The sequence below is a fragment of the Roseibacillus persicicus genome (assembly GCF_014651675.1).
Taxonomy (GTDB): Bacteria; Verrucomicrobiota; Verrucomicrobiia; order Verrucomicrobiales; family Akkermansiaceae; genus Roseibacillus; species Roseibacillus persicicus.
This window is the reverse complement of the sequence record NZ_BMXI01000014.1, coordinates 79,794-92,430: the sequence shown is the minus strand read 5'-3', so window position 1 is coordinate 92,430 and position 12,637 is coordinate 79,794. Positions and strand designations below refer to the sequence as shown.

The 12,637-nt window shown below is 51.3% G+C and carries 10 protein-coding genes; 2 read left to right on the top strand and 8 right to left on the bottom strand.

Going from position 1 to position 12,637, the window contains the following annotated elements:
* The first annotated feature begins 382 nt into the window (after positions 1 to 382).
* Both IE099_RS15650 and IE099_RS15645 read left to right on the top strand, forming a co-directional pair.
* Positions 383 to 1,435 (top strand): NAD-dependent epimerase/dehydratase family protein, encoded by a 1,053-nt coding sequence (locus IE099_RS15650; protein ID WP_189571833.1) that lies wholly within the window; start codon positions 383 to 385, stop codon positions 1,433 to 1,435.
* A gap of 135 nt (positions 1,436 to 1,570) precedes the next feature.
* Positions 1,571 to 2,776 (top strand): glycosyltransferase family 4 protein, encoded by a 1,206-nt coding sequence (locus tag IE099_RS15645; protein ID WP_189571831.1) that lies wholly within the window; start codon positions 1,571 to 1,573, stop codon positions 2,774 to 2,776.
* 284 nt (positions 2,777 to 3,060) lie between these two features.
* Here the strand turns inward: IE099_RS15645 and IE099_RS15640 are convergent, their stop codons facing one another.
* From IE099_RS15640 to IE099_RS15605, 8 genes are all read right to left on the bottom strand, one after another.
* Positions 3,061 to 4,329 carry an O-antigen ligase family protein gene (locus tag IE099_RS15640; protein ID WP_189571829.1) on the bottom strand — a complete coding sequence of 423 codons (1,269 nt, stop codon included), beginning with the start codon at positions 4,327 to 4,329 and terminating at the stop codon, positions 3,061 to 3,063.
* 526 nt (positions 4,330 to 4,855) lie between these two features.
* A complete protein-coding gene (locus tag IE099_RS15635) occupies positions 4,856 to 5,500 on the bottom strand; it encodes a PEP-CTERM sorting domain-containing protein (RefSeq protein WP_189571827.1) in 645 nt (214 codons plus the stop codon).
* Positions 5,501 to 5,701: 201 nt separating this feature from the next.
* Entirely contained in the window at positions 5,702 to 7,078 is a 1,377-nt protein-coding gene (locus IE099_RS15630) for an exopolysaccharide biosynthesis polyprenyl glycosylphosphotransferase (protein WP_189571824.1), read from the bottom strand.
* Positions 7,079 to 7,257: 179 nt separating this feature from the next.
* The gene (locus tag IE099_RS15625; protein WP_189571821.1) at positions 7,258 to 7,626 is read right to left on the bottom strand and encodes a hypothetical protein; all 369 of its coding nucleotides are present in this window, start codon (positions 7,624 to 7,626) and stop codon (positions 7,258 to 7,260) included.
* 297 nt (positions 7,627 to 7,923) lie between these two features.
* Positions 7,924 to 9,462 (bottom strand): glycosyltransferase, encoded by a 1,539-nt coding sequence (locus tag IE099_RS15620; RefSeq protein WP_189571819.1) that lies wholly within the window; start codon positions 9,460 to 9,462, stop codon positions 7,924 to 7,926.
* A 595-nt stretch (positions 9,463 to 10,057) separates the two neighbouring features.
* On the bottom strand, positions 10,058 to 10,891 hold the full coding sequence (locus tag IE099_RS15615; RefSeq protein WP_189571816.1) for a glycosyltransferase family 2 protein: 834 nt from the start codon (positions 10,889 to 10,891) through the stop codon (positions 10,058 to 10,060).
* Positions 10,888 to 11,451, bottom strand: a complete 564-nt coding sequence (locus IE099_RS15610) for a WcaF family extracellular polysaccharide biosynthesis acetyltransferase (protein WP_189571813.1) — start codon at positions 11,449 to 11,451, stop codon at positions 10,888 to 10,890. Before IE099_RS15610 ends, IE099_RS15615 begins: the two co-directional genes overlap by 4 nt.
* The gene (locus tag IE099_RS15605) at positions 11,441 to 12,637 is read right to left on the bottom strand and encodes a glycosyltransferase (RefSeq protein WP_189571810.1); all 1,197 of its coding nucleotides are present in this window, start codon (positions 12,635 to 12,637) and stop codon (positions 11,441 to 11,443) included. The genes IE099_RS15610 and IE099_RS15605 overlap by 11 nt, the downstream gene beginning before the upstream one ends.

Genomic DNA, 12,637 nt, shown 5'->3' with positions numbered 1-12,637 from the left:
CATAGAGCGGCAAAATCGTCAAACGAACCGGTTTCTCGTGACGAAAAATTCAGTGTCGTTCTAGTCACAAAACAATTGCTTACGAATTCTTTCGCGGTCTCTACCTTGCGCGATTTTTTCCCACCCCCGAGAGCCCCTGAAGCAGTGTCTGGTCGCTCCGCAACAAAGATTCGATATCTTTCAGGCGGCCACCCGACACTTCCCCACCGTTCTTCCTCGCAAAGTCTGCTTTCATTCTTCTTGCGAAGCCGAACTCGAATTTTTTGCGAAATGAGCCTCGCCATTACATGACAGAAGTATTATAAAAATCCGTGCATTCAACCGGAGTTCACTTTCAAGAAAACTTGAAGGCCGGGAAAATGTCCCCCCGTTCACCCCTTATATGAAAACTGCGATTGTAACCGGCTCCAGTGGCCTGATTGGCTCCGAGACCGTGAAAACTCTTCTCCAAAACGGTCACCGCGTGGTCGGCATCGACAACAACATGCGAGCCTACTTCTTCGGAGATGAGGCCTCGACCGCGGGCACCACTTCCGAGCTACAGGACCTCTCGCAGAACTTTGTTCACGAGGCCGTCGACATCCGCAACTTCGACGACGTGGCCGCTATTTTTGAGAAATACGGCAGCGACATCGACCTCATCGTTCACACCGCCGCGCAACCTTCCCACGACTGGGCGGCCAAGGAGCCTCTCACCGATTTCGGGGTCAATGCCACCGGAACGCTGCACATGTTAGAGGCCACCCGCCTGCATGCTCCCGAGGCGGTCTTCATTTTCACTTCCACCAACAAGGTCTACGGCGACCGCCCCAACGAGCTCCCCCTCATCGAGCAGGAACTCCGTTGGGAAATCGATCCCTCCCACGCTTACAACATCGGAATCGACGAAAACATGTCCATCGACATGTGCAAGCACTCCGTCTTCGGCGCCAGCAAGGTGGCTGCGGACGTCATGGTGCAGGAGTATGGCAAATACTTCGGCATGAAGACCGCTGTCTTCCGCGGTGGCTGCCTAACGGGTCCCGCCCATGCCGGCGCCGAACTCCACGGCTTCCTCGCCTACCTCATGAAGTGCATCGTCACCAAGCGCCCCTACCGCATCTTTGGCTACAAGGGGAAGCAAGTGCGCGACAACATTCACTCCCACGATCTCGTCAACGCCTTCATGCACTTCTACCGCGCACCCCGCAGCGGTGAGGTCTACAACATTGGCGGCTCGCGTCACTCCAACTGCTCTATGATGGAAGCCATCCGCAAGGGCGAGGAACTCTCCGGCAACAAGCTGGAATTCAGCTATCTGGAAGACAACCGCATCGGCGACCACATTTGGTATATCTCCGACGTCCGCAAATTCCAAAACCACTACCCCGACTGGCAATACGAATACGACATCGACGGCATTCTCGGCGAAATCTACCAAGCCTGCATCGGTTAAGCGCTCGCCCCCATTTTTTGACGCAGAGACACAGAGTCGCGGGGGAAAGAAAGGGATTCCAATTCAATCTTTCCAACAGGATTTCTCTGTGACCCTTTGCGTCTCCGAGACTCTGCGACCAAGAAAACCACCCCCATGAAACCCAACGTCCTCATCAGCTTCGACGGGCACACCCCCTATCTCGCTTTCCGCGTGAAGTCCCTGCAGGAGGAGATCGAGAAGCGTGGCCTGAGCGATCGGATCCGCATGCGGGTCCTGCTCTCCGCAAACACAGACTCGAACTACAATTGGGAAGCCGGTGACCTGAACGCGGAATACGGGGGCGTCCCGGTGACCATCCTCATGGACAGGTTTCACGGACTCGGGTTCCGTCCATACTTCACCGCTTTGGGCTTCAAGACCGCGTGGAAAACCTTCTGCAACGTCCTTTCCAATCGACCACGAATCGCCTTCGTCGGAGGATACGATCGCCCCTCTTGCCTCGTCATCGGCCTGTTGGGCAGGCTGCTTTTTTTCAAGACCGGGGTCATGCACGACTCGCGCTTCAACGACGCCGAGTCTTACTCCAAGACCTTTTCCATGGAGACCCTGAAGGCCATTACGGTGCGGATCTATCACTTCTTCATGTGTTCTGGCCAGGAGTGCGTCGACTACACCCGCTTCCTCGCGGGCAAAAAAAAACCAGCCCTCATCAAGGGCTGGAATGTGTTGGACAATGAAGCACTCGCCAAGTCTGGCGACGATTCGTCATTCGATGCAGAAATCCGAGAGACTTTTCAGCTGCAGGAGGGCGAACGCTACTTCTTTCTCCCCTCCCGCTTCATCGCCAAAAAGAACATTCCCCGCGTCATCGAAGCCTATCAGATGGCCCAATCCCGGAGCGAAAATTTTCCCAAGCTCATCATCGCCGGGAGAGGTCCTCTCCGCGAACAGGTGGAAGCTCGCATCGCGGAACTCAACTTGGGGTCCCGCATCACCCTCATCGACTGGCTGCCCTATCAGCAAATTCCCCGCGCCGCCCGCCTCTCGGAATCCCTCATCCTGGCCAGCACTGATGACCAATGGGGGCTCATCATCAACGAGGCCCTTGCCGGAGGCTCAGCCGTCCTCGTCTCGAACCGCGCCGGCGCCCATGAGCTGGTCGAGAATTACGTCAACGGGTTCACCTTCGACCCGCTCAATACCGAACACCTCTCCAAACTCCTCTACGAGATCGGCAACAACCCCGGCCTCGTGGAGCGACTCCGCTCCGAAGCCCGCGGCAGCATGGAATCCTTTTCGAAAGAACAGTTCATCGAAGCCTGGTTCGAGATCTTCGACCGCTACCATCTCACCAAATAAAAAAGGCCCCCGTCAGGGAGCCCCGGTCTCTGAAGAGAGGACCAAGATGGATAGGATAAATAGGATTCAGTTGCCTGAACTGCCTACTCTCTCAACTGAAGCAATAACAATCCCTTCAGTCTCAAAAGAAATCCCATCCATCCCATCCATCCCATCCATCCTGGTCCAAAAAAGGCTCCGCGCTCCTTCCGCGTCTCCGAGCCTCTGCGTCAAAAAGCCCAATCACCCTTCCCAAAAAGCCTCCCCTAAAAACGTTCCGCTCACCACCCAAACAACCCCGGCCCTCACTCACCCGCAAGAGCCTTCTCCTTCTTCCTCTCCCGACGGTAAACCCCAAACAAACCCCAGCAGATTCCGCACATCAGCAAGGCAACCAGCTGGATGGAAAGCAGCGAGAGCGGGAAGTCCACGCAGGAATGCAAGCCGACCATCACGAGAGCCACAATCATCCCGCGCACGAGAGGCAGGTCTTGCCGACTCACCTTTGACCCCTTGAGCAGATAGATCGCACAGAAGACTGCTCCCACTCCAATCAGAAACCAAGCTGCTGCTCCGAGGTAGCCCCACTCCACAATGGTCTGCAAAGGATCGCTGTGTCCGTGCAACCAGCGTCCGGACAAAACTGCTTTCTCGCCAGTTTCCTGAGTCGCCGTGAAATAAGGAACCAAATGAGGAAAAGAGCCCGGCCCAAATCCATGCCAGCTCCCCTCGTCCGGCCGAATCATCCGCAACATCAATTGCATCATCGGGACTCGGCCGTTGAGAGATTCCCGTTGGTCGTCATCAAAGCGACTCATGAACTCATCCAGGCGGTCAAGTGATGATTCGATCCCAAGCGCAACGAAGACGATCCCCGTCATCCAGAGGATCACCACGAATGCCATTCTCTCGACCCTGCGGCGCCGATCCAAGAAGAAGCCTCCCACCACCACCGCCATGCGTTTGAAGTTCAATACGAAGATAAAGGGAAGCAGCACCACGAGAATCGCCATCGCCCCTTTCGAGGCAGTAGCAAAGACTGCCGCGATCAGCAGAACAGAAATCAGCATCCAAACCATCGCCCAGGAACGCCCCTTCTTGGAATCCCCTTCCGAAAGACTCAACGCGATTGCAATCGGCAGACAAAGATTGAGGAAAGCACCCGCATTGGCGTGATAGACAAAGGGAGCGAAAAAGAATCCCGCTCGCGAAAGTTCATCATCGATCCACCAAACCGTACGGGCACCCAGAGCCTTGTGAAGAAAACCGGTAAGCGCAACCAGAGCCCCAAGGATTGCGATCGTTTTCAATACCGCCCGCCAGGCACCGGACTCGGCCGTTCTCACCGCCGCCACCAACGCTATCATGATCAGTGTGACTTCAACTACGACCCGAAGACTACTCGAAAGAGCCACACTTCCCGGGGCCCAATCGAAATTCAAAGGCCGTCCTTCCACCGGAACAAAAATCCAAAGGGCCATCGAGTGATCCGCCCGTGCGTTGATGGTCATATACCACCCGAAAACCACGAGAACGAAGATGCAGACCCACAAAATGATCGGAACTGGAGGCATCTTCCGCTCTTTCTCGAGAAGACAGAGTGTAACCAAACCGGTCATACCCGCCAAGATGCCGGCAATAACACGAGGCCCTCCCGTTACCGAGCCAAACATGAACACCGCCCAAGCAAGGGCGAACGCAAACAACCCCAAACAAACCTGATTTCTTTTCCTATACATCTATTAAAATCAATAAAGCAACTGACACGAACCCACTGAAAAACACGCCTTCGGGCGACAAGACAATCTGCCTCTCCGAGCAGTTTCCTCCACAAACAGAGCGGGCGCCTTTGAAACCCGAAACGACCTCTCCCTCCCCTCTTTCTCCTCACCCCTTTGAGTGACTTCATTCGTCACTCCAAGCCACACATCTCCCTTAACTTCCCCAACGCCTAGAAAAAATCCGTGAATGAAAAGCTTTGCCTCAGGCAAAACTTTGTCATTCACGGACTGAACAATTTGAACTCGGCAAAAAAGAGTCCTGATGAGTGATCAAAGGAGAAAGAACCCTCTTCCCCTACTGATAACTATCTCGTGAAACTTAGCGCTTGCGACGCAAAAGCATCCCAAAAAAACCAAGCCCACCCAAGAGCACCGCGGACGGTTCGGGGACAACGGTCACAGCAGTCCCGGGAGTGCTTTCATAAACCAATTCACTGACGTTTAACGAGCTGGTGTCGGGCGTTTCAGTCGGGTTGTAGGCCAAACGTCCGTAGCCGTAGTGATCCTCACCGGCAATCTGGAAAACGAATCCAAAGTAGGCATCTTCACCACCTGCCCATTCTCCAAGCGGAGACGACTCCGTTGCAAAATCACCAAAAGACGGAGTCCCGGAGTCATTGCCACCAAAGGTCGTAGCTGGTCCAATGGTAAATCCAGAGGAAGCATCATAGGCGGTCACAATGAAGTTCCCCGCGTCAAGGGCTCCCGCAAAGGATGCCGTTCCCAACCCTCGACCAATCAAATTACCTTGACCGAAAAATGCGAGAAGTAGGTCGTTATTGGTATCACCATCGAGGTCGAAGGTGACACTATTCGCAACCGTTGTCGAACTGGTGAGCGAATCCCCTCCCACTGATACAAGGGCTCCTTCACCCATGTTGGTTCCTGCCACCGAACAGACGGCCAGGAACAGAGAAGTGCGCATACTGAGAGAACGCACTTTATGTATATTATTGAATTTCATCGGATTGTTGTTGTTAGATTATTTTAAGCGCAGAAATTTTCACCACTATTAAACCGCAAGCAGGTTTCATCCCAAAACAGAATCTCTCTGGCGCGGTCATCCTAAGTTAGAGAATGTTCATAATGAAAGTGAAAACTCGGTTAACCTTTTCCACTTGAATCAATTGTTTCACAAGTCATTCAAACTCAGCCTGGACATCTTCTAATAAGCTGTTGAGTGAGGCTTCACCACTGAAAGCAGAGTGCCCAAAATAATTCGAATATCTAAAAAGAAACTCCAACTCTGGATGTACAGAATATCATGCCGAGCCCGGTTGCGAATATCCTTGGAATCGTTGATTTCCCCCCGAAATCCCTTCACCTGGGCCAGCCCCGTCACCCCGGGCTTCACACTGCGGCGAACACCATATCGCTCGAAATGCTCCTGAAAGTCGTCTTCATGTTTCAGCATGTGGGGACGTGGTCCCACCACACTCATCTGCCCCATCAAAACATTTAGAAACTGGGGGAACTCATCAATACTCGTCTTACGGAGTAGACTGGCTCCGGGATAGAAACGGTCATCATCAGAGGTCGCTTGACGGGCCTCGTCATCATTCAAGACCTTCATGGACCTAAACTTGAAAATCTTAAATGTTTGGTTATAGGCGCCCACTCTCTCCTGCACAAAGAAAAGAGGTCCAGGCGAATAGATTCTTTGCAAGACCCAAACGAACACAATCATGGGAGGCAAAACAAAGAGCACCACGAAGAGAGCAACGGTCTTATCGAAAATCGACTTCGCAAAGACATTGAAAGTGTTCTCCAACGGAGTCGGTGGAGGAGTCAGCATCTGAATGTCTCCCACCCTCTCCACCACAAATTTTCGATCTTTGCAGCGGGACAATTCAAGCGGTAACCAAGTGCGATAGCCGCGACGCTCTCCTCGCGAAATAAGATAGGCACTCACTTCCGGACGGAGATGGTAGGCCGAAGCCACCAGGAGATCGATGGGAAGCCCATCCAATTTTTCCCGAATCTCTTCTACCGTGGCGTAACGACCAATATGAATCACATTATCGACCGAGAAGGCACAATTGGAACGGGTCATCTTGGCGATAACGGACTCGCTCCATTCTTCAGGCCCCAGGACAACCGTTCGCAATGACCAGGAAGCCGACCGCTTGGTCAGGTAGTCGATCATCTTTCGGAAGACGAAACGATTGGTGAGAAACACCGCCACCAATGCGGTGATGGTATAGATTGCGAGAAAACCTCTCGAAATCCTGACATCCCGGGAAAAGACCAGAAAGACAAGGAGCGCGATCGACATCACCGAAGCCTGTCGAACGGTGACCCGCCAAGCCACTCGGCGCGATTGACTCATCGCAAAGCGGAGATGCCCCGGCCGCCCAACCGCTTCAAAAAGGAATGCTCCAAAGATGACCCCCAGATACTTCAGATAGGAGGAAGTCGGAATGTTCTGCTCATAGGCCACGCCCAGAACCAGAGCCAAGACTAGAAGATACAGCGCAACAATGATGATTGCCTGCCCGATGATGTGCGCTTGATAGAGATTGGATTCGCGATTGGAAACCATAACGTTGATTCTATGTTGAACTGCGACTACCTGGGGGCAGAACGATAGCCGCAAGATTGGACAAGCTCCCAGCAAAGGGCCACAACGACCCTTTGCTGGAAACTGTAAGAATTGAGATTGGATAGACTACCAATCCAAGAAGCCTGTCGTAGACAGACTATTGAAAGTGGAATGGCAAATTAGAGACCGAAGAAGGCATTGAGCGCATCCCGGAAGTTGGTGCGGAATGCATCCAAGCTCACGGTGCCACCTGACGCCAAGGTATCCAGAGCATTGCTCACTTGCTGCACGTAGACCGTTGTGGCCTGCTCAGATTCCATAGCCTTTTGAATCAACTCTTCGGTGGTTGCAGTCTCGCCAAAGGGTTCCGCTGGAGTAACCAGAGGTCCCTTGGTATTACCGGCCTTGGCTTCGGGTTGCTTCCCAGCCTGACTGGCAACCCGCAAGGTTTTACCCACCAGAAGGGATGATGATTTGGACTCAGCGTGAAGCGGCTGTGCGATAGCCGCGGCGATGAGAGTCAGTTGAATAAGTGTTGTTGTTTTCATAATGCGATGCGAGCGCGCAGGTTCTTTAAGCAAGTGGTGAGCCAAGTCAAGACCTCCCTTGTAGTTTTTTTGATAGATTATTCCCACGATTCAAAACCAACCCATAAACTATTGAAACAGAGCAGAATACAAATCTTACAGAAAGATTCAAAAATCGACTTTGAGTAGTTTCAGTGGGGGAAACCCATAGAAAACGAGAAATAGAATTCATGCGAAAACCTAAATGAAAAATTTTCTTCGCGAGTTGCCGAAAAGTTTTAAATCGCCCTCCGAGAAAGTTGCATGAAGTTGCGCTTACTATGAGGCAGGAACCAGCGATTCGCTCTTCCCCAATCCCTCCAACATTTCGAGTCGAACCTGGCCCAGGACCGCATCCCGCTCCAGGAATCGCTCCGCATAATCCCGGGCTTGCTCGTTCAGGACCGTTTCCCGATAGTAGGCTCCCTTCTTTTTGAGACAGTCCGTCAGGATTCCGGCATCTTCGGGCTCAATCAGAGTAACCATCCCGGGAAACTTCTCATCCAGTCGCCCCAACTCAGTGTCCTTCTCCGCGGTTATGATGGCATTGCCTCCCACCGACAGGATGGAAGTCAATTTCGAGGGCAAGACCGCATCAGCCGCCCCCTTCTTCTGAACCACCAGGTGCGCATCAGCAGAACGTAGCAAATCAGGAAGATCCTCGTAGGGCTGCAAAGGATGGAACTGAATATTCTTCAGCCCCCGCTTTTCCGCCTCCGCCATCAACTCCTCCTTGGCCGCTCCCTCCCCTACAATCACGAACCGAAAGAGCGGACCATGAGCCCCCCCGTGTTTCGAAGCTTCAGCAGAGGAGGCAACTCGCTCTTCTTTCTCAAGCCTCTCTGCCACCTCGAGCACCATTTCCAAGCCCTGCTTGCGGCCCATGTTACCAGAATAGAGCACGAAACACTCACCCTTCCCGATGCCCCACTCTTCCCGGAAGTTTCGCTTGGGCTCCCCCGGAGACATGAAATCGATATCAACCCAATTCGGGAAAAAAGAAATCTTCTCCTCAGGAATCCCTCGCTCCGCCAGCTTCCCCATCATCACCCGCGAAATGGACGAAGTCCGGTCAAAGCGCCGCTTCAACCAAGCCTCCAATCCCGCCGCCAATTGCAACCCCAACGGTCTGCGAGCTCTTGCGGGCTTCGAGGCTTCAGCGGAGGAGGCAGCTCGCTCCACAGCCCCTTCCCCTGAAGCGCGGACTTCAGTCCGCCCCACCGAATCGACTAACTCCCCTTTGCTCTGGGGCGGACTCAAGTCCGCGCTCCTTGAATCCAGCGAACCACCGCCAGCAACAACTTCCTTCTCAGCTACCCCTCTTGTGTCTTGGGTCTTGTTGTCTTGTGTCTTGCTGTCCAACTCCTTGGATAAGCCCAACATCGCCTCCATCTCAAAGTCCTGGACATGCAACCATGACTTCGCACCTGCCACTTTGGCAAAAATCAACCCACCCGGAACGGTCATACTCGCCGGCTCCACCATGAAGACCCAATCCGGTCGCCAGAGCAAATGCCGCCAGAGGCCTAGGAACCCGGTTACAGCAAAACTTCCCAAGTGAACCAACCGCTTCATGGTCGTAGGCTTCGCGGGAACGTAAAAAGGGCAACGCCAGACCGGAACCCCCTCAACAACTTCTTTCTGAAACCAAAACTTGCGATAACCATCCGCTATCTTCCAATGAGGGTAATAAGGAGGCGTCGTTACCACCCTTACGTCGACCCCACTCTTCTGGAGCCAAGGCCCCATCTCGCCCGTGTAGCGCCCAATCCCTGTCAACTCCGGAGCATAGTTCAATCCATAGATTAAGACTTTCATGTGTGTAGAATGTGATTGTGAGGAAGGAGTCAGCGGACAGGCGTCGGGAGTCAATTTTTCTTCGGTCTGCGCTAACTGCTGAGGAGAAAAGCCCGCACTCGGATTTCCTGATTCCTGATTCCTGCCGCCCGACTCCTGCAACCTAAATCCTTCTCCCTGCCACGCTCTTCCTGCCCCCTTCATTAAAACCGCCAGTAACTCCGCAACCGCCACCCCTAAAACTGAAAACCCGATATCTATCCAAGAGAAGGTTCGAAGAGGGAGCCAGATCTGCACCAACTCCCCCAGCAACAAGCAAAGCAAAAGCGCAGCGAGAATCAATCGGCGTAGGAGAGAGTCTCGTACGAAGAGAAAAGCCGGAACCAGAGAGACCCCCAACGCCATGACACACGTTCGTAGATCCCAATGACTATCGAGCCAAGCGGCTATTTCAGAAGGAAAAATTACGATGCCTTGCGCCCGAGGACTCGATCGCAAAAGCAAAAACCCAATCAGAGGAACACAAAGCCCCACCCATAGAGAGACTATGATGAACCGCAATTTCATTGCTTTGAGGCAAAGCGAAACTCTCATCCATTAAATCGAACAAAGTGTCTCACTTTGAATCCGTTTCGGCAGCCCGCGTCAACTCTCGCTCTCGCAGGACTATGAAGTATTCATAGATTGACTGCAGAACGGAATAAGTCACTCCTGCTCGCCCATCTAGAAATGCTCTACGTAAGGCGAACATGTAGAAAAATTTTATAAAAGGCCGCCCAGGCAACCGGTAAAAGAACTCCTTCTGGTGAAACCGCTTTTCAGTAAAATCCGAAGCCGTAAAAGCCTTTGCCAGTGAAAACTTTCCACCCTTTTTACGATTCTCCAGAATCGTCTTTGCCTCGAGATCGGAATATTTGATATGCCGCTGTAACCAAAAAGAAATCCCCTTACTGAAGGGATAATGGTCCAGAAATCCCTCCACCTCGCCAATGGGACCGTCGACGATTGAGACTGGATTCACAAGGCGCTCATACTTCATCTTTTCGGGCCGAAAGAGTCGCAGGAAATATGGCGAAATTTGCGCATGCTTGAGCCATGTTCCATCTCCAAAGAAGTCCCGACGACGAAGCCGAAAGGCACTTTCAGGCGCATCAACCTGCGCCACTTTCAAAGCAGCCTCTCGTAGTTTATCCGAGACCCGTTCGTCCGCGTCAATATAAAGAACCCAAGAATGCTTAAAAGAAATATGCGCCAGGCCCCAATTTTGATGCGCCGACCAGTTAGTAAATTTTCGCCTAGTCACCTTCGCTCCGAACTTTTCAGCGATATTCACAGTCTCATCATCGCTGAGCGAGTCGAAAACGTGAACATCATCACACCAGGCAACAGATTCTAAACATCCTGGTAGATCTCGCTCTTCGTTTTTTGTAAGAACTAAAACCGATATCATATATTGTTGTTATTTTTTCGCATTTTAAGCGGTTTCGCTGGAAATCCACTACAAACCATCCAAGCGGGTAGATCTTTTGTCACAACTGAACGGGCACCGACTACAGAACCATCCCCAATCTTAACTCCAGGGTGGACGAAAGCTTCAGCTGCCACCCATACATTGGAACCAATCACAATAGGCTTAGTAACGAGCGGAAATCCTTGCTTATCATAGTCATGGGTTCCTGTACAGAGATGAGCGCCTTGAGAAATTACAGCCCTATTTCCAATCTCGATCCTGTCTTGAGAATACAAGATTGCTCCATTCCCCACTCCGACCTCATCTCCGAGTGCAATATTCCATGGGGCCCAGACCTTAACCTTTGGGTATACATGGACGCCCTTGCCAATCTGCGCCCCAAACCTTTTCAGTAAAAATGATCGCCAAGCAAAAAACGGAATCGGCGTCCATCCACCAAGAGAATTCCAAGTTAAAATCCAAAGAAATCTCAACAAACGGTTTTCAAACGAAAAAGAAGGCCCCGTGAATGTATCTTTATTTACCGTATCATTTTTCATATTCCCGAATCAAATTCTCAAGATTCTTTGCTGCTCCATCTACTGAAAAGTTTAGACAGTAACAGTCTATTGATTTTTTCTCAGAAAAAGAATCCCATTTGAGTATCTCACGCAAACCTTCCACAACACCCTCCTCTGTATCAGAGACTACAACCCCAGCCTCACTTTCTTTAATTTCTCTCCAAATATTGACCTTGTCTGTAATTAAAACACTTTTACCGCAGGCTAGAGCTTCAACAACCGCAATTCCGAAATTCTCCTGGTGACTAGGTAATACAAACGCACGAGCACAATAGAATGCGCCCCATTTGGAATCCCCTTGCAACATCCCGCAGAAGTGAACCTTCGAGTCAAGCAAACTTACACCACTAGAGTCAGTACATTCACCAGCCAAAATTTTCATTTCAGATGAATAACGGCACCCTAAAGGCCCTGCGACAACCAAATCTGGCACGTCAAAATTTTCTAATACCATCTTATGATATGATCTCAATAATACATCAACGCCTTTCTTGGGATGGATTCTACTTAGAAAAAGTAGAAATGGCTTGTCTGGATCGAGGGTCTTGCAACTAGCTCCAAATGCCTGCTTCATTTTTGAAGTTCGAACAGGTGGCTTCGGAATTCCATAGCCAATATTATACTCCCCAATGGGGTCATAATCCGGAAAAGTTTGCCGAGCTAAAACCATCTCTTCCTGACAAGTATAGAGAATGCCAGAAGATTCATTAACTACACTCCTATCAAAAAACTTCCAAAAAAATACATTTCGTAAAGCCTTCAGCTTACGCGAAGAATCTTCTTGAAACCATGGGTCCAGCATTCCGTGTGGATAAACAAAATATGGGGGCACACGCTCGCCTTTTTTTTTCAATTGGTTAATAGCTTTTCGAAGAGCAAAACCTGGAAATTGCCAGAGTCCGTGAAGAATAACACAATCAAATCTAGAGAGGTTCTTAAGAAGCCAAGGCACCAAATGGCTAGAAAAAGCCCATTTTGATCGAGCAGGGCCAAGCGCTGTAACGTCGAAACATCGCGTCTGCAAGAAATCTGCGCTTGGGAGGTCTAAACAAACAACCTCATTTTGTATATCCATAGAGTCCAATGCTGGCAATAATCCTTGCAGGCCTTGTGCAGGCCCCCCGGCTCCGGGGTCGACCGTAGTAATTAATCTTAAAACCCTCAT